Origin of the sequence: Paraglaciecola polaris LMG 21857 (genome assembly GCF_000315055.1) — a bacterium.
Taxonomy (GTDB): domain Bacteria; phylum Pseudomonadota; class Gammaproteobacteria; order Enterobacterales; family Alteromonadaceae; genus Paraglaciecola; species Paraglaciecola polaris.
This window is the reverse complement of sequence record NZ_BAER01000117.1, coordinates 1-18,732: the sequence shown is the minus strand read 5'-3', so window position 1 is coordinate 18,732 and position 18,732 is coordinate 1. Positions and strand designations below refer to the sequence as shown.

The 18,732-nt window shown below is 44.8% G+C and carries 13 protein-coding genes; 5 read left to right on the top strand and 8 right to left on the bottom strand.

Annotated elements, in window-relative coordinates:
• The 4 genes from GPLA_RS18780 to GPLA_RS18765 all read left to right on the top strand — a co-directional run.
• Nucleotides 1-1,330, top strand: a 1,330-nt coding sequence (locus GPLA_RS18780) for a FimV/HubP family polar landmark protein (RefSeq protein ID WP_304621378.1), incomplete at its 5' end; no start/stop codon positions are given.
• Between the two features lie 166 nt (nt 1,331-1,496).
• The gene (locus GPLA_RS18775; RefSeq protein WP_226993159.1) at nt 1,497-2,105 is read left to right on the top strand and encodes a methylamine utilization protein; all 609 of its coding nucleotides are present in this window, start codon (nt 1,497-1,499) and stop codon (nt 2,103-2,105) included.
• Entirely contained in the window at nt 2,068-4,443 is a 2,376-nt protein-coding gene (locus GPLA_RS18770) for a putative bifunctional diguanylate cyclase/phosphodiesterase (RefSeq protein WP_226993158.1), read from the top strand. Before GPLA_RS18775 ends, GPLA_RS18770 begins: the two co-directional genes overlap by 38 nt.
• 47 nt (nt 4,444-4,490) lie before the next feature.
• Complete coding sequence (locus GPLA_RS18765) at nt 4,491-5,669, top strand: hypothetical protein (protein ID WP_407636158.1); 1,179 nt, start codon at nt 4,491-4,493, stop codon at nt 5,667-5,669.
• 80 nt (nt 5,670-5,749) lie between these two features.
• Here the strand turns inward: GPLA_RS18765 and GPLA_RS18760 are convergent, their stop codons facing one another.
• Nucleotides 5,750-6,487: a DUF481 domain-containing protein gene (locus GPLA_RS18760; protein WP_007106569.1), complete on the bottom strand. Its 738-nt coding sequence runs from the start codon at nt 6,485-6,487 to the stop codon at nt 5,750-5,752.
• Nucleotides 6,488-6,540: 53 nt separating this feature from the next.
• Nucleotides 6,541-7,254 (bottom strand): DUF481 domain-containing protein, encoded by a 714-nt coding sequence (locus tag GPLA_RS18755; RefSeq protein ID WP_040515377.1) that lies wholly within the window; start codon nt 7,252-7,254, stop codon nt 6,541-6,543.
• Between the two features lie 414 nt (nt 7,255-7,668).
• Between GPLA_RS18755 and GPLA_RS18750 the strand changes: the two genes are divergently transcribed.
• Nucleotides 7,669-8,613: an alpha/beta fold hydrolase gene (locus GPLA_RS18750; RefSeq protein WP_007106567.1), complete on the top strand. Its 945-nt coding sequence runs from the start codon at nt 7,669-7,671 to the stop codon at nt 8,611-8,613.
• Between the two features lie 5 nt (nt 8,614-8,618).
• On the opposite strand, the gene GPLA_RS23310 is transcribed toward GPLA_RS18750, so the two are convergent.
• The 6 genes from GPLA_RS23310 to pdhR all read right to left on the bottom strand — a co-directional run bounded on the left by GPLA_RS23310 (nt 8,619) and on the right by pdhR (nt 18,505).
• Nucleotides 8,619-8,867, bottom strand: coding sequence for a DUF1289 domain-containing protein (locus GPLA_RS23310; RefSeq protein ID WP_007106566.1), 249 nt, complete (start codon nt 8,865-8,867; stop codon nt 8,619-8,621).
• Nucleotides 8,868-9,046: 179 nt separating this feature from the next.
• Nucleotides 9,047-11,128, bottom strand: a complete 2,082-nt coding sequence (locus GPLA_RS18745) for a M13 family metallopeptidase (RefSeq protein WP_007106565.1) — start codon at nt 11,126-11,128, stop codon at nt 9,047-9,049.
• Nucleotides 11,129-11,419: 291 nt separating this feature from the next.
• Entirely contained in the window at nt 11,420-12,844 is a 1,425-nt protein-coding gene (gene lpdA, locus GPLA_RS18740; RefSeq protein ID WP_007106564.1) for a dihydrolipoyl dehydrogenase, read from the bottom strand.
• Nucleotides 12,845-12,956: 112 nt separating this feature from the next.
• Complete coding sequence (aceF, locus tag GPLA_RS18735) at nt 12,957-14,948, bottom strand: dihydrolipoyllysine-residue acetyltransferase (RefSeq protein ID WP_007106563.1); 1,992 nt, start codon at nt 14,946-14,948, stop codon at nt 12,957-12,959.
• Nucleotides 14,949-14,968: 20 nt separating this feature from the next.
• Nucleotides 14,969-17,641 carry a pyruvate dehydrogenase (acetyl-transferring), homodimeric type gene (gene aceE, locus GPLA_RS18730; protein ID WP_007106562.1) on the bottom strand — a complete coding sequence of 891 codons (2,673 nt, stop codon included), beginning with the start codon at nt 17,639-17,641 and terminating at the stop codon, nt 14,969-14,971.
• A gap of 108 nt (nt 17,642-17,749) precedes the next feature.
• Nucleotides 17,750-18,505 (bottom strand): pyruvate dehydrogenase complex transcriptional repressor PdhR, encoded by a 756-nt coding sequence (gene pdhR, locus GPLA_RS18725; protein ID WP_007106561.1) that lies wholly within the window; start codon nt 18,503-18,505, stop codon nt 17,750-17,752.
• Nucleotides 18,506-18,732 lie beyond the last annotated feature (227 nt).

Below are 18,732 nucleotides of genomic sequence, written 5' to 3'. Positions count from 1 at the left end.
GGGTGAAGATGAAACTGCGACCTCTAAGCAAGGCACGTCAGAAACCGATGAGCAAGAAGATGACATTTCAGCGCTCGGCGATAGTGAGAATTTGCCGTCGGAGCCTGCAGATGAAGATGAAACAGCGGCCTTTGAGCAAGACTCGTCTGCCACTGATGAGCCAGAAGACGACATTTCAACTGAAGAGGCTAACGATAGCCTAGCTGCAGAGCTTGCGGGTGAGGAAGAAGCCGCAACGTCTGAGCATGATACGCCAGTCATAGATGAACAAGAAAGCGACACTTCAACTGAAGAGGCTAACGAGAGCCTAGCCTCAGAGCTTACGGGTGAGGACGATAGCGCAACGTCTGGGCAGGACACGCATGTAATTGATGAGCAAGGTGCAGACTCATCAGCAGTAGACGCTAAGGATAATTTAGCCTCAGAGCCTGAAGTTGAGGATGACGCTGGCGCTTCTGAGTTCGACATAGAAGATGATGATCTTGAGTTTATTTCACAGGACAATTCTCAGATAACGGATGATGCGCTAGAGCAGGCATTAGCCGAGTTTGACAATGAACCGACGGATCAGGCTGATATCCCACCAGAGTTTGAGGATGCGAAGGACGAATCGGCAAAAAGCGAGCTTGATTTAGCAGATATTAATGCGTTGGCTGATTTTGACGACGACGAATTGGAAAATGCGTTACAAAATTTTGTTTTAGACGATGAAAAAACGAATGATGGTCAATCACCTACGTCTTCCGCCGCGCCAAAAAACGAGGAGTTAGATGACTTTCCAGAGCTTGGGGATTGGCTAAACGATGTTGACGACGATGATAAAGAGGTCTTTGAAGACCTAGCGTCGGCTTCTTTTGATGACATGTTGCAAAGTTTGGATGATGATCTAGACGACGATTTAGCACAAAATTTAAGTGCTGAGGCTGGTCAATCAGCGAATAAGCAAGCAGGGAAAGACATTGATGGTGCAGTGGATATCGCCACCTTATTGCAAGAGAGTGATCTGGATGATACTGACGAACAAGATAGTGACTTCTTAGATGTTGATGATTTGCTTAATGATAGTCTCACTGCTGACCCATTGCCCGAAAAAGCCTTAGATCTGGACTCTGTGATGGGCGAGTTTTCTGGTGCACAAGGTGATGTGGATCACGTGGATGTGGATAGTGATGATGGTTTTGGCGCTAAGCTTGATTTAGCGCATGCCTATATTGAAATAGGCGAAACGGAATCAGCCACTGAGCTGTTGGAAGAAATTATTGAGTACGGACATCCGCCGCAATCAGATGAGGCAAAGCGGGTTCTCGCCAGTTTAACTGGGGAAGCCTAAGGTGATGAACAAAGGTTGAGTGGTTTTTAGTGTAATCTTGTTGTCACGGCAGGCAGCAATATCGTCATACAAACATTTTTTACAGATTGATTAAAAGTCGGTTAGTATTTGTTAAAAAATTGAGGTGTTAGTGAGTAAAATCAACCTAAGTATATTGCTGAGCATAATGAGTTCTATGAGTTATGCCGGTAACATAGAGGTCACGGTTGTGGATAAACAACAAAATGCCTTGCCTAACGTTGTTGTTTATTTAATACCTAATGGGCAGTCTCCACTTGCTTCTGCCGATAGCATTTCCATTATGGATCAGGTCAATACTCAGTTCCATCCGCATATCCTTGCAGTACAACGCAATACACAGGTTAGCTTCCCTAATTCTGATTCAATTCAACATCATGTTTACTCGTTTTCAGCGGCCAAAGTATTTGAACTTGAGTTATATAAAGGGTTGCGAGCTAACCCGCTGATGTTTGAGAAGGCCGGGGTGGTTGAACTCGGCTGCAATGTGCATGATTGGATGCTTGGTTATATTTATGTTGTGGATACCCCATACTTTTCTCAAACGGATGCATTAGGTAAGGCCAGTGTGACATTACCCGATGGCGAATACGCACTAAATGCGTGGCACTCGCGTATTAGTGATAAGCCGGAGTCATTTTACCTTAAGGTGTCTATTCAAGGTGATAAGCAGGTAACAATGACAGTGCCATCGGCTTTGCTTCCAGACGTAAATGCCTATGAAAACAGTGATAATGAATTCGGTGATTATGAGTAACGGTAAAACGTTTTTGAAGACATCCTTACAAATGCGAATGTCTTTTATTTTCCTTTTGTTACTGACCATCATCGTGCTCGTCACCTTGTATTTTGTGCAGCGCGCAACGTATAAACATTCAAGTGCTCAATTACTCAGTCACATACAAACATCGGCGAGTGTCGTGCGGGATAACTTGCAAAACCGCGCTAATGCTTTAGATAATGGCATGAACACGTTAGCGAAAGACTTTAGTATTAAGCAGCTGATTGCCACCGCGGAAGATGATCAACATTCGTTACAGTCAGCGATGATGAACTACCAAAGTCGTTTGGGCGCTGATATTTATTGGGTCTTAGGCCCGGATCTTTCGCTTTTGGTCAGTTCGTCCGACGCCTCACATAGCAGCATAAATGCGCCACTCTTTTCCACTCCTGAGCTCCATTGGTATGAATACCAAGGGCAGTACTATCTTATGCGCGCGACAGCCGTGCGTTTTGTGGAAAACTCTACGCAAATAAATGCTTGGGTTGTCATGGGCGTCAAAGCCAAAAATTTATTTTCTCAACACTTAGTTGATCTGACAAATATGCAAATCTCGCTTATTAGTGTAGATAAAGGGTTATTACTGGGGGCGACTCAAGGCACACCATTTAGCGATAACGCCATGTTGAGTAAAATAGCGCTCGCTCAGGGATTACATCGACTATCACTGTCATCGGCCAATATTATATACAGCGCAGTAGAAATGGGAGCCTGGAACAATACTGCTGTTTTCGCGATTTTATCAACTGATGAAGATGACGCGTTTCTCTCGAGCCAAAGTTTAATCGGACAATTAGTCTTCATTTTATTAGCGGCGGCGGCACTGGCTTTAATTGGCGCAACGTTATTGTCCAGAGAAGTAACCAAACCCCTGCATCAACTGATTGGTGCCGCCCGCAGAATGCGTGCTGGCGAGTATGTAGAGACTTTTCCTAGTGCTAACACTTTAGAAGTAGAAAGCCTGTCTAGTGCGTTTGGGGAAATGCAACAGGGTATTAAAGACAGAGAAGAGCAGATCCATCATTTAGCTTACTTTGATGAGCTAACGAATATACCCAATAGGATCCAATTTTCTAACCACATCAGTGACATGATCAGTCAGAAACCTGATTGTCAGTTAATGGTGTTAATGTTCGATGTAGACAGGTTCAAAGACATAAACGATACCTTGGGCCATGATCTAGGTGATGAATTGTTAATTGCAATTGCTAGGCGTTTGCATAATTACGCTCACAACAGCGGTTTTTGCGCACGACTCGGTGGGGATGAATACGCACTGGTGTGTCATCAAACACCAGATTTAAGTCCTGAAGATGCCGCTTACCAGCTAAGCCAAGTGTTTGAGCAAGCATTTAAAATTGAGAATGTGGTGTTGGATGTCGATTGTTCCATTGGTATTGCGCTTTATCCCCAACATGCTCAATCTTTGCAGGGTTTAATGCAGTGTGCGGACATCGCCATGTATAGCTGTAAAGATCAGCACAATCACTTTGCACTCTACAGCAAAGCGTTAAATAAACATTCAGTGGTACGGCTAAGCTTGATGTCAGAGCTCAAAGGCGCATTGGCTGAAGGACAACTTGAATTGCATTATCAGCCAAAGTTGTCCATTGACAAGGGAGAAATCGAAACCCTCGAATGCCTTATTCGCTGGTATCACCCAGTGCATGGCTTTGTCCCGCCAGATGATTTTATTCCCTTAGCTGAGCAAACATGGGCAATTCGTCATGTGACGCAATGGGCGTTAAGAACCGCTTGCCAGCAGCTGAAAAATTGGCGTAATGATGGTTATCATTTTGGCGTTGCCGTCAATATTTCGGCCATTGATTTAGTTGATATGTCACTGCCGTCAAGTATTGCTGAGTTACTCCGTGAGTTTGATATTCCCGCCAGTGCGTTAACCATGGAAGTCACTGAAAGCGCAGTGATGAGTGATGCAAAAAATGCTCTTAAGGCATTAAATACCTTAAGGACCATGGGTATTAGCTTGTCTATTGATGATTTTGGAACGGGATATTCGTCCATGGCCCAGTTAAAAAAAATGCCCGTCGATGAACTCAAAATTGATAAAGCATTTGTACTTGACTTAGCACAAAATCAAGAAGACAGGGTGATGGTTAAAACCTTAGTGAGCTTAGCGCAAAATTTAGGCTTAACGACGGTTGCTGAAGGAGTAGAGGACTTAGCGACCCTGGAGTTTCTGCGTGAAGTCGGTTGTACCAAAGCCCAGGGCTACTATTTGACAAAAGCGCTGCCCGCTGAGGCATTAACGCTTTGGTATGAGAACTTTTCCCGGAATGGCTTAGCTTCATGAGCAAGGTGTTATTTAGCCGAATAACATTAGGATTTTTAGCGTTATTGATGGGGCAATCCGCGCTGAATGCGCAACAAGTTAGCGGACTGGTTCAAGTGAATCTTGTTAAAGCCGACGACTTAACACCTTGGTTGGAACGGGGCACGGGGATCCTTGCCTATCAAAATGACAGTTTGAACTTGCAGCAAAGCTTGCTGAACGTGCAAGGAAAACTTGCCTCTAGCGTGTCTTATAACGTTGTTGCAAATGTATATCAACAGGGTGAGCAACATCTGGGTGTAACGCAGGCTGTTATCCGCTACAAACCGCTTTCCAATAGTCATACGCGTTTTAAAGCCAGAGGCGGGTTCTTTTATCCTCGCATGTCATTAGAAAATGTCGATATCGGTTGGTTATCTCCTTACACTTATACGCAATCTGCTATTAACAGTTGGATTGGCGAGGAGCTGCGCGTCGCAGGTGTTGAGGCATCGTTATATAGTGCCGGACGAAGCAGGCGTAGTCCATTATCCTGGGAGGTAACAGGCGGTTTATTTAAAGGTAATGACACCTTAGGCACAGTGCTTAGTTGGCGTGGGTTCGCTATGCACGACCGGCAAAGTCTACACAACGACAGGGTGAACTTCGCTGACTATCCCTCGGTAAATGATCCCAACGGTATTTTTCACCCTTCCTATGTTGAACCGTTCCATGAACTAGACGGCCGCATCGGCTTTTATCTGGGAACGCACCTTAGTTATTATCAACGTACTCAGCTGCGTTATTACTTTTATGATAATCAAGCAGATCCAAATGTGGTGAATCATCAGCGTTTATATGCATGGCGGACAAAATTTCATTCATTGGCGTTCTCCCATGATTTCACATCGGATGCTAGGCTGATTGCTCAGTGGTTAACAGGCAGCAGCGCCATGGGGCAACGCTTTGTTTATATTAACTTTGACGCCTGGTATCTAATGTATAGCCATAAGTTCGCAGCACACCGAATAAGCCTACGGTATGATGACTTCAAAGTACGCGAGGACGATATATTCCCTATGGATATGAACAACTCCAATGGCAGGGGGGTAACGCTCGCGTGGCGCTATACTATCAATGCCAATTGGCAGCTCGGATTAGAACAACATGTTAATCGTAACCAAGCCGATATTCGTTCGACCTTAGGTGAATCCCCGCAACAAGATCAGCAGCAAACATTAGCGGTAGTGCAGTTTAGGTGGCGTTGAGTATTCTATTCAATGTAATAGGTACAAAAACGGCAACCTAAGTTGCCGTTTTTTTTGAACGTTTTTTTATCGCTGGTCGTTTAGAAGAACGTATAAACTATGGTGGCAGCTGTCTGGGTATCAAGTTTTTCTGTATCCTCTGTCACGTTCGAGTTGTGATCGAAGGTCAAAGAAAGCTTCATGGACAAAGAGCTGTTTATTTTAGCTGACAAGGACGTTTCTGATTTAGATTTAGTATTGTCTTCACCCACCTCAGTACTCATTATCTGCTTGAATGTTGCCGTATCAGATATTTTCCAATTGAAGCCTAGTGCGCCACGAACAATGAAGCTGTCTGCATCTTCACCTTCGGCGGTTTCAGCAAATGAATAACCTGGACCTACACTGTATTCAAATTTGGTGGTTTCATTGTCCCACAACTTTTGGCTCCAACCCGCCGCAACGGTTGATTGATAGTTAAAGCTACTGAAACGGTCATCTTCATATGACGCGAAGGCGAACAAACGATGATCAGGGTTGGCTAGCTTGTAATTACCTTGACCAGATAAGAAATACTTTTGTGCCGTAGTTTGTGACTCGCTGCTGCCGTCAGCTAGGGTCACATCGTCTTTTTTATATAGGCCTTCTATCAAGAAATCGTTACTCCATTGTTCCAGTTCATGGTGGGCCGCAAGCTTAGCTTTGATGGACGTGGTCTCAGTGTTGCCTGACGTCGCGATAAAGCCAAATTCACCATCCATTGTGAATGGTTTGACTTCTTCTTGAGCAAAAGCATTTCCGGTTAACAGAATTCCGGCGACAACGAGCGTTTTTTTCATAAAATATCCTTGATTTGAAAGTTAAATATTAATTTTGTTAAGGCAATGGCGAATTAAAAAAATTGGTAAACGAGGGTGACGGCAGTTTCCGTATCTAAGCTCTCTTGGCTAATTTCCGCGTTGCTATTGTGTTCCATAATAAATGACAGCTTCATGGCCAGTGAGCCAAATATCTTGGTAGACAGAGATGTTTCCGATTTGGTTTTTGTATATTCAGGATCCGATTCTGTACTGATAAACTGGCGAAACTGGGCGGATTTTGAAATTTCCAATGTGTATTCAAGTGCCGCTCTTAAGATCACCCCTTGAAGGTCGTCATTCTGTTCATCATCGCTTGCTTCTGCGAGGGCATAACCCGGCCCCACGCTATATTTAAACTCACTGAATTCGTCTCGCCATAGGCGTTCGCTCCAACCGCTGGCAACTAGAGTTTGATAATCATAGATATCGAAGCGGTCGTTTTCATATTCGGCGTATATAAATATACGTTCGTCGGGGGAAGCAAGCTTGAAATCAATCTGGGTTGAAATGAAATTCTTCTGGGCGGTAGTCACATTCTGCGCTTGGCCGTCATCCGCTTCTTTTGAGGTTTTGTAACGGGTATTCGCAATCGCCTGATAACTCCATTTTTCAAGTTCGTGGCTGATATTAAACTTTGCGTTAATGCTAGATGAATTGGTGTTACCTTTGTTATACAGGTAACCCAACTCACCTGTAGCTGAAATGTTGCTACCTGAATCGGGAAGCGCCCCCGTGCTGTCAGACATATAGAGAGAACGCATAATGTTTATTTGTGCATGGCAGGGGAAACACAGAGCCAGCAAAATTAGGTATCTGAGCATTATTCTTCGAAACATGATGGGTAGATAAAAGGCAATGCAGCGCAGTATAGCTAACTGAATTGTTAAATGCATCTCTAAACCCGCCTCAAAACGCATACTTTCGGCTATTTGGACGCGATCTACCGTAGTTCATCGTACGGTATTCAAATAAACTTCCCAAGGACTATTATTGCGACGTTCGACTACCTCCAATATCTTGTTGTCCAAACGCAATATGGCAGTTAAAAATAGCTTAAACTGCACTATTTTAAACCGCTGGAACATAATGCTCATTCACGGGAACTAAGGCTGTTCTTATTAGCCATAACTGACGAATGTTTAACTAGGTGATTATTTTTCATGTTGCATACTTTGCCAGATGCGCGTCATAGCCCGACTACTTTGATTCGTTTAGCATACGATACCTTTGGTGCACGAACCAACGTCCCGCTATTCCTGATAATGGGCTTAGGTGCTCAACGTATCTTTTGGGAAGACGGGTTTTGTCAGTTACTTGCAGAACGCGGGTTCTGGGTGATTCGGTTTGACAATAGAGACGCTGGTGAAAGCACATCTATCGCCGATAAGCTTACCCCAAGTTTACTGCAACTTGCTGCTAGTGGATTGTTTGGTGCTCACGTACCTATCCCCTACACATTGCTTGATATGGCAGATGATGTTGTTAACTTAATGGCGCGTTTAAATGTGCCAAAGGCACATATTGTTGGCGCGTCTATGGGGGGCATGATAGCGCAGATGTTGGCTATTCATCACCCGCAAAAAGTTTTGAGTTTAACGTCTATTATGTCCAGTAACGGAAATAAAAATCTGCACAAACCCACAACTGAAGTTTTGCGCAAACTTCTCAAGCCTATGCCAAAGGAAAGAGATACGTGTATTGCTAGAGGAATCGATTTTTGGCGTACCTTGCATGGGCACTTTTATAGCTTCGACTTTTTGCAGACGTCGAAATTAATGAATCAAGCGTTCGATAGAGGGCTTAACCCCCAAGGTGTGCTGCGTCAGTTTGCTGCTATCTTGGCTGCAAAAGACCGAACATTGGCCTTAAGTCAGCTCATGTTACCTACTTTGGTAATACACGGTGATGCAGATCCTATGCTGCCTGTCAGTAATGCGTATGCTACTGCTAATGCCATTCCCGGTGCGAAACTAGGTATCCATAGCGGGATGGGTCATACCCTGCCATTTCAATTATGGCCAGTAATTATCGATGATATTGCCGAACTCGCCTTGTCGGCAAGTGACTTGAATCGTAAATACGACGGGCTAAAGCAGGTCCGCTAATGGCGCTAATCCAGTAAATCACCTTGGATGGGTCCGATTGTTATGCTTGATTCCTGGCTGCGTTTGCGCGCGAATGCCCGTTTTTTTCGCAGTGCGCAGGCTTTGACAATTTTGCTTTTAACCTGATCATCTAGATTCACCCAATGTAATCGCTCTTCTCTTGAGCGATAGCAGCCTAAACAATATCCGCGATAACCCGATTGGCATACACCAATACAAGGGCTTTCTATGTGGAATATTTCGAGTTGCTGCACGGGGAAACCTCAATTGGTCAACTGCTCAAAGTTTACGTCGAGCCGAGCGAAAATGGTACTGCTAACGATTAAGGGCTATTTGCCTCTGATTTGCCCGTGGGTAAAAAAAAGCCAACTAAGATGATCGATCTCAGTTGGCTTTCGTGGCGTTATTTAGTGGCTTCTAACAATCGTCGGTATTACCAGATTTTAACGCGATCTTCCGGCTTCAAATACATCTTGTCGCCTTCTTTCACGTCGAATGCTTGATAAAAAGCGTCCACGTTGCCGACTATACCGTTAACGCGATATTCGCCAGGAGAGTGGGGGTCGCTAAGCAAACGGGCGCGCAGTGCATCTTCACGCATTTTGCTACGCCAGACTTGAGCGTAACCCATAAAGAAACGTTGATTACCTGTTAGGCCGTCAATGACTTTACCTTCCTCATTCCCAAGGGATAGGTGATAAGCCTTATAGCCAATGGTTACGCCCGCCAAATCACCAATATTCTCACCTAGGGTCAGTTCACCGTTAACATGTTGACCAGGGATAGGTTCGAAAGCATCAAATTGAGCAACCAGTTTCTTGCCCAAAATATCAAACGCGCTGCGGTCTTCATCACTCCACCAACTACGCAAGTTGCCTTTGCCATCGTATTTAGAGCCTTGATCATCAAAGCCGTGACCAATCTCGTGACCGATAACCGCACCGATGGCGCCGTAGTTAACGGCATCGTCTGCGGTCATATCGAAAAACGGAGATTGTAAAATACCGGCTGGGAAAACAATTTCGTTGCGCACTGGGCTGTAGTAGGCATTAATCGTTTGCGGTGTCATGCCCCAATCGGCCTTATCAACGGGCTTGCCAATTTTAGCTACATCCACTGCGTGATCAAACTCGAAGTAGCGAATGTAATTACCCACTAAATCATCTGCTTTAATTGTTAAATCATCATAGCTGCGCCATTTATCTGGGTAGCCGATTTTTGGGGTGAATTGTGCTAGTTTTTCCCGAGCAGCTTTTTTGGTTTCCGGCGTCATCCAATCTAATTGGTCAATGCTTTCGCCGTAGGCTTTGGTTAGGTTCTTTACCAGCTCGTCCATTTTTTGTTTCGCTTCAGGAGTAAAGTGACGCTCAACATACTGTTGACCCAGTACTTCACCTAATACGCTGCTGGTTGCTGCGACTGCACGCTTCCAGCGAGGCTGCTGTTCCGGAATACCATTGAGTGTTTTTGAGTGAAAGTCAAAATGTAGGTTAACTAGTTCTTCATTTAAACGTGACGCGTACGCATCGACGAGATTGTATGTAAGGTAGTTTTTCCATACTTGTACGTCATGATTGGCGTAAATTTCACCCACTGCTTCAAAGTACGGCATGTTGCGAACTATGATATCTTTCGCACCGTCTACACCACTCGCTTTGGCGTAAGCCTGCCAATCAAAGCTACTGCCCATAAGGGCGGACACTTGCTCAGCACTGCGTTTGTTGTAATTCTTTTCTGCGTCTCGACTTTCCACACGTGAAATATGTTTAGATGCTATGTCTTTTTCCAAGTCCATCAAATCACTGGCGGCTTGCTCAGGATTAGTGACCCCCGCTGTGCTTAATAGATCTGCCATATATTGCTGAGTTGCTTGACGAAACTTGACGAATTTTTCGTCGTCTTTGCTGTAATAATCGCGATCCGGTAGAGTCAAGCCGCCTTGTACTAAATACATACCCACCACATCAGGATTTTTTGCATCAGGAGATACGTAAAAGTTAAAAATCCCGCCAATACCCTTGGTATACAGCTCACCAAACTTAGCTGACACTTGTTTCATGTCATTGATGTTTTTGATGCTATCCAGCTCAGCTTGTAAAGGAGAAAGCCCGAGCTCATTGGCACGCTCAACGTTCATGTAACTGTTGTACATGTCGCCTAATTTTTGCGTGTTAGAGCCAGATTTCGCATCGGTATCAGCGGCTTCTTGGATAAGGGTCTTAAGGTTTTCTTGGGTGTTATCGTATAAAACGTTGAATACACCGTAAGTTGATTTGTCGCCAGGAATTTCAGTACTTTCTAACCAGTTACCATTTACATGGCGGAACAAATCGTCTTGGGGACGAACTGTTTCATCAACAGCCGTTAAATCGATACCTGAGAGCTCTGGGGCTTTTTTAGTCGCGACTTTAGTGATGTCTTGTTTGGTTTCTGATGTCTTCTCTGGCGCTGGGCTACAGGCGCTTAGACCTAAAGCAATGCACACACTCATTGCCACTATTGATAACTTTTTCATATTTTTCCTTGTGAAGCGATGATACACATTTATGCCTAAAGTACCGTTAGGGAGGTGTACTCACTTTCATTCTGTCGTTTAGGCAGCCAGCAGTCTAATGACAACTCAAGGTAAGTGCAAAACCCTTGCGTGAATAAGTGTGAAAATTTGTAACCTAGGTGATTTAGCAGACAATCTAGGCATTTCAACGTATTTTACCGAGATAAAGCTAATATTTTCTGATGGGCGGGCAATAAAAAAGGGCCTGATAGACCCTTTTTTTTATACAGCGTGGAAGTTGTTAAGTAATAATTACTTTTTCTTCTTCGCTTTTGGGTTAGGTAAATCCGTAATGCTACCTTCGTACATTTCTGCGGCTAAACCGATAGACTCATTCAATGTAGGGTGAGCATGAATAGTTAATGCAATATCTTCTGCATCGGCGCCCATTTCAATCGCTAAACCGATTTCACCTAGCATTTCACCAGCATTGGTTCCCACAATCGCACCACCTATTACACGGTGAGTGTCTTTGTCAAAAATTAGCTTAGTCATACCGTTGGTTGCAGCTGACGCAATTGCGCGGCCAGAAGCAGCCCAAGGGAAGCTGGCTGTTTCATAGCTAACGCCCTGTTCTTTGGCTTCTTTCTCGGTCAAACCAACCCATGCCATTTCTGGCTCAGTGTAGGCAACAGATGGAATGCATTTAGGATCGAAGTAGTGCTTCATACCAGAGATAACTTCGGCAGCAACATGGCCTTCATGAACCGCTTTATGCGCAAGCATGGGCTGACCAACCAAATCACCGATAGCAAAAATATTGCTTACGTTGGTGCGCATTTGCTTGTCAACATTGATAAAGCCACGCTCATCAACGGTTACGCCTGCCTTGTCAGCATCAACTAACTTACCGTTAGGACGACGACCCACAGCCACTAATACTTTATCGTATTTAACCGGCTCTGCTGGGGCTTGTTTACCTTCAAAGGTTACATACAAACCGTCATCTTTTGCTTCAACCCCAGTGACTTTGGTTTCAAGCATGATGTTGAATTTGTCTTTAACGGTTTTTTGGTAAACTTTAACGATGTCTTTGTCAGCCGCTGGAACCAATTGATCCAAGAACTCAACCACGTCAATTTTAGTGCCTAGAGCACTGTATACCGTTCCCATTTCAAGACCGATAATACCGCCACCCAATACTAACATTTTACCAGGGATATCTTTCATCTCTAGCGCGCCAGTTGAGTCGATTACACGGGGATCATCTTGAGGGATGAAAGGCAAGCTAACTGGCTCTGAACCAGCGGCAATAATCGCGTTATCAAAAGAGATAGTGGTTTTACCGTCTTCGCCTTCAACTTCAAGGGTATTGCTACCAGTGAATTTGCCATAGCCTTGAACATGTTTAACTTTACGCATTTTAGACATGCCAGCCAGACCGCTTGTTAGTTTATCAACAACGCTGTCTTTCCAGTCACGAATTTTGTCTAAATCAAACTTTGGCTCGCCAAAGTCGACGCCATGAGCAGACAATGATTTTGCCTCTTCAATGACTTTTGCTACGTGAAGCAATGCCTTGGAAGGAATACAACCCACGTTCAAGCAAACTCCACCTAGCTTGCTATTTACATCAACTATTACTGTTTCGATACCTAAGTCGGCTGCACGGAAAGCTGCGGAATAACCACCAGGGCCCGCACCAAGCACTACCAACTGAGTTTTAATTTCACTCATTTTGACCTCAATCTATTGATTTTCTTCCAGACTCGGCGAAATTCTACCTAGCCAGAGTCAGGTTAGCAAAGAAAAGGCGATAACTTTTTATCCATTATCGCCTAGCTGTTCGTTACAGTAACATTTCACGCAAATCACCTAAGACTTTACTTAAGTGAACCGCAAATCGTGCAGCAACTGCGCCATCAATGACTCGGTGATCGTAAGACAGAGATAAAGGCAGCATTAGCCTTGGTTCAAAGTCTTTACCGTTCCATTTCGGCTTCATTTCACTTTTGGACACACCTAATATGGCGACGTCTGGGGCATTTACAATAGGGGTAAATGCAGTGCCGCCAATTCCGCCAAGGCTAGATATAGTGAAACAACTACCTTGCATGTCGGTGCCTTTTAATTTGCCATCACGGGCCTTTATGCTGATTTCCATCAATTCTTTTGATAGCTCATAAATACCTTTCTGGTCAACATCACGCACAACCGGAACGACTAAGCCATTAGGTGTTTCTACCGCAATACCCACATGGTAATACTTCTTCTGTATCAAGCTCTCACCTGATGCAGATAATGACGAATTGAACACAGGGTAAGCTCTAAGCGCATCCGCCACAGCTTTGATCATGAATACCAATGGGGTAATTTTAAAACCAAGCTTTTTCTTCTCAGCCACCGCATTCTGCTGTTTGCGGAAGGCTTCCATATCGGTGATGTCAGCTTCTTCGAATTGGGTAACGTGAGGAATCGTGACCCAGTTACGATGTAAGTTTGGACCCGAGATTTTCTGGATGCGTGTTAATGGAATTTCTTCCACTTCACCAAACTTGCTAAAATCTACTTTAGGTGGCGCTAGAACTTGTAAACCGCCGCCGCCATTGCTTACGGATGATCCGGCTGTCATTTTCGGACGTGATAACTCGTACTTAACGAAAGACTGAACGTCTTCTTTAAGCACGCGGTTTTTCGGTCCAGTGCCTTTAACCAAGGTTAAATCAACACCAAATTCACGGGCAACGCGGCGTACTGAGGGCGAAGCATGAACTTTACCTGCTTTACCACGTTCACCCGCTGACGGATGATGTGGTACAGGTGCAGATTTAGGTGTGTTCTGTGGAGCGGCGGTTTGTGCAGCTTTTGGCTCAGAGGTTTTCTGAGCCGCTTTAGGCGCGGCTTTAGGAGCACTGCCAGCAACTTCTAACAGCAACACGATCGAACCTTCTGATACTTTATCACCTACATTGATTTTCAGTTCTTTGACGACACCGGCTTTAGGGGCGGGTACGTCCATGGTCGCTTTATCAGTTTCAAGGGTGATTAAACCGGTTTCTTCTTCGATTTTATCACCTACGGCCACTAATACTTCGATCACTTCAACATCCGTGTCACCACCGATATCGGGAACCGTTACTTCAATTGTTTCTGGCTCTCCAGAGGCTTGTTCTTCTTGCTCTGCAGGTGCACTTTCAGCTTGGCTTTCTTGCTGAGCAGGTGCTGATTGCGCTTGGGGCGCAGACTCAGCTTCACTTGATGCGCTACCAGCTACTTCTAATAACAATACCAAAGTGCCCTCAGATACTTTATCACCTGTACTTAGCTTGATTTCTTTAACCACACCAGCTTTAGGTGACGGTACATCCATCGTCGCTTTATCAGTCTCAAGGGTAACAAGACCTGTTTCTTCTTCAATCTTATCGCCCACGGCAACCAAGACTTCGATAACCTCAACATCGGTGTCGCCACCGATGTCAGGCACAGCCACTTCAATGACCTGAGCAGCTGAAGAGGAGGCAGGGGCGTCTTGCTTCGCCGCGGGTGAAGATTTTTTCTCTTCTTTAGCGGGTTCAGGCGCTTTCTCTTCCTGTGGTGCACTGGCGCCACTAGACATTTTCATAATGAGCTGGTCTTGGCCGATTTTATCACCAACTTTAACCGAGATATCGCTGATTTTACCGGCGAAAGGAGCAGGAATATCCATGCTTGCCTTGTCGCTTTCTACCGTGATAAGTGACGCTTCTGCCTCGACCTCGTCGCCAACGGCGACGAGGACTTCAATGACTTCTACTTCGTCGCCACCAACATCGGGTACCAATACATCTTTCATATCTGACATTTTGATTTAATCCTCAATGGTTATGCGTAAAGCGGGTTAATTTTGTTTTGGTCAATGCCAAACTCTGCAATTGCATCGACCAACACTTTTTTGTCGATATCGCCAGCAGTAACCAACTCACGAAGTGCGGCAATCACCACAAATTTAGCATCTACTTCGAAATGATGACGTAAATTTTCACGGCTATCTGAACGTCCGAAACCGTCAGTGCCTAACACTTTATATTGACCAGGAACAAAAGCACGTACTTGGTCTACATAGCTTTTGATGTAATCCGTGGCGGCAATAGTTGGGCCGTCAAAACCGTCGTTCAAAACCTTAGTGATATAAGGTACACGTTGGTCTTTTTCAGGGTTAAGCAAGTTGAAGTGTTCGCAGTCAACACCGTCACGGCCTAGCTCGTTGAAAGAGGTCACGCTATACACTTCAGAAGCGACTGAGTATTTTTCATGCAAAATCTTAGCAGCTTCACGTACTTGTTCAAGAATGGTACCAGAGCCAAGAAGTTTGACTTTCTTCTTGTTGTTGGCATTGCCTTGATGTTCAAGTTTGTAAATACCTTTTACGATCCCTTCAGTCACATTGTCAGGCAATGCTGGCTGCACGTAGTTTTCGTTCATGACGGTAAGGTAATAGAACACGTTTTCTTGTTCTTCGAACATACGACGCATGCCGTCTTGCACGATCACGGCAATTTCATAGCCGTAGGTTGGGTCATACGACACACAGTTAGGGATCAAAGCAGCTTGAATGTGGCTGTGTCCGTCTTGGTGCTGTAAACCTTCGCCATTAAGCGTGGTTCTGCCCGCTGTACCACCAACTAAGAAACCACGAGTTTGGCTATCACCCGCTGCCCATGCCATGTCACCAACACGTTGGAAACCGAACATGGAGTAGTAGATATATACCGGTATCATGGGTAAATCGTTAGTCGAGTATGATGTACCCGCAGCAACGAAAGACGCCATGGCACCTAACTCATTGATACCTTCTTGCAGTACTTGACCTTTTTCGTCTTCACGATAATAAGCCACTTGGTCTTTATCTTGAGGAACGTATTTTTGACCGCCGTTGGAGTAAATACCTACTTGACGAAATAAGCCTTCCATACCAAAGGTACGTGCTTCATCCGGAATGATAGGCACAACGCGAGAGCCGACTTTTTTATCTTTAAGCATTACCGTCAATACGCGTACAAACGCCATGGTAGTCGATATTTCACGATCCCCTGAGCCTTTGGTAATGGCTTCAAACGCTTTAAGTGATGGCGCAGGCAGATCTTCAGTGCTTTTTGCCAAACGTACCGGCATATAGCCATGAAGTGAGTCACGACGGGCACGCAAATACTTCATTTCTTCGCTGTCTTCAGCAAACTTGAAGTAAGGCAAGCTCGCCACATCTTCATCTGCCACAGGGATATTGAAACGATCTCGATATTCACGCACTGACTCAACGTCCATTTTCTTAACGTTGTGAGCGATGTTTTTACCTTCGCCGGCTGCACCCATACCATAACCTTTAACAGTTTTAGCTAGGATAACCTGAGGACGACCTTTAGTTTCCGTTGCACGTTTGTATGCCGCGTATACTTTAACAGGATCGTGACCGCCACGGTTCAAGCGCCAAATGTCATCATCTGACATGTTTGACACCATTTCTTTTAACTCAGGATACTTACCGAAGAAGTTCTCACGGGTGTAAGCCCCACCTTTTGCTTTGTAATTCTGATACTCGCCATCAACGGTTTCGTTCATGACGTCAAGTAATTTGCCTGAAGAGTCCCGGGCCAATAGTGGATCCCAGTAGCGACCCCAAATGACTTTCAATACTTCCCAGCCAGCGCCGCGGAAGGTACCTTCGAGTTCTTGGATGATTTTGCCGTTACCACGCACCGGACCGTCTAAACGTTGCAAGTTACAGTTGATAACGAACGTTAAATTGTCTAATCCTTCACGTGATGCAAGGCCGATAGCACCTAAGCTTTCTGGCTCATCTACTTCGCCATCTCCCATAAAGCACCAAACGCGCTGATCTGAACAGTCTTTCAAACCACGGCTAGTGAGGTATTTTAGGAAACGAGCAAGATAAATGGCCTGCATCGGGCCTAAGCCCATTGATACAGTAGGGAATTGCCAAAAATCAGGCATCAATTTAGGGTGTGGGTAAGACGATATACCTTTACCATCAACTTCTTGACGGAAGCCATCAAGTTGGTCTTCGCTCAGACGTCCTTCGATGAAGGCGCGAGAATAAATACCTGGTGATACATGGCCTTGAACGAAGAGGAAATCACCACCGTCTTTTTCGTTAGGAGCACGGAAAAAATGGTTGAAACCTACGTCATACAGCATGGCTGATGAGGCAAAACTTGAAATATGACCGCCCAGCTCTAAATCTTTTTTAGAGCCGCGAAGCACCATCATCATTGCATTCCAACGGATGGCATTACGGATTTTCGCTTCAATCGTTTGATCGCCAGGCATGGTTGGCTCTTGGCCTGCGGGGATCGTATTGATATAAGCTGTGGTCGCGTCATAGGGCAAGTGAGCACCACTGCGACGGGCTTTTTCTATTAAGCTTTCAAGCAAATAGTGGGCACGGTCAATGCCTTCCTCTTCTAATACTGCGTCAAGGGAATCTAACCATTCTTGCGTTTCTTGTGGATCCACATCCGGATGCATCATATCAGCCATGGTGCTCTCCTATATTTAAAGTTGTTTATTAAATTTACTTTTCATTTCAGTCGTACTCATACCGCGCTAACTGGAACCGAAAAGCGATTCATTGTTTACTTAAAGCGACTACTCTTTTACTTCTATTCTGCGCAACGCTCTTTGCATACGCATGTCTTGTCGATTGATGTCTAACAAGGTTTTTTCTATGTATGCAAGGTGTTCGTTACTCGCTTCACGGGCCTGTTCAGGATCGCGTTTGATAATTGCTTGTACGATATTTTTACGCTGCGAATTAATCATGCACTGGGCATCTGGATAAGCAGATAAAAAAACCAAGTTACGGTGAATGTTATCTTTGAGCAATGCCTGAAAGCTGCGCATTACATGTAATAACACTACGTTATGAGCTGCGACAGCCATAGTCAGATAAAACTCAACCAGTGCTTCTGCTTCTCGACTATGATCACTTTGCTGTGCGGCACTGGGTAAGTTTGACAGTGCATCTTGCAGGGCATCGTAATCACTTTGCTGTCCTCGTAGAGCAGCGTAATAAGCTGCCATTCCCTCGAGTGCGTGACGAAATTCCAGTAAATCAAATTGGGTTTCTGGCCGGGTCGTTAGTAGGGCCATCAACGGGTCAGTGACCAAGGTATTCATCCGGCGTTTTACAAATGTTCCGCCGCCTTGCTTGCGCTCAACGAGTCCTTTGGCTTCCAGTTTTTGAATGGCTTCTCGAACGGAGGGGCGTGACACGGCAAACTTGAGCGCTAATTCGCGCTCTGAGGGCATTTTTTGTCCAGAAAGAAAAGTGCCGTCTATCAACATGGATTCAATTTGTTCCATTATTTCATCGGACAATTTTTTTGTACGAACATGCTGCATGTCGTGTAACCACTCCTGTCTTTTAAAACCGCATGCTTGGAAGCAAAACATGCAAATTGGACAATTGGTAAGACCAATTAGCCCAATAGCTTAGAGCAGTATTGCAATTGGGTAAATGTCTATTTGCTTTAAAGGCGCTGAATAAAGTAAAAAAAAGCTGACAGACAACCCAAATTGCGGGTGATTAAGCCGAATCAGGTTGACTGGTCTGAGGTGTTAATTAACCT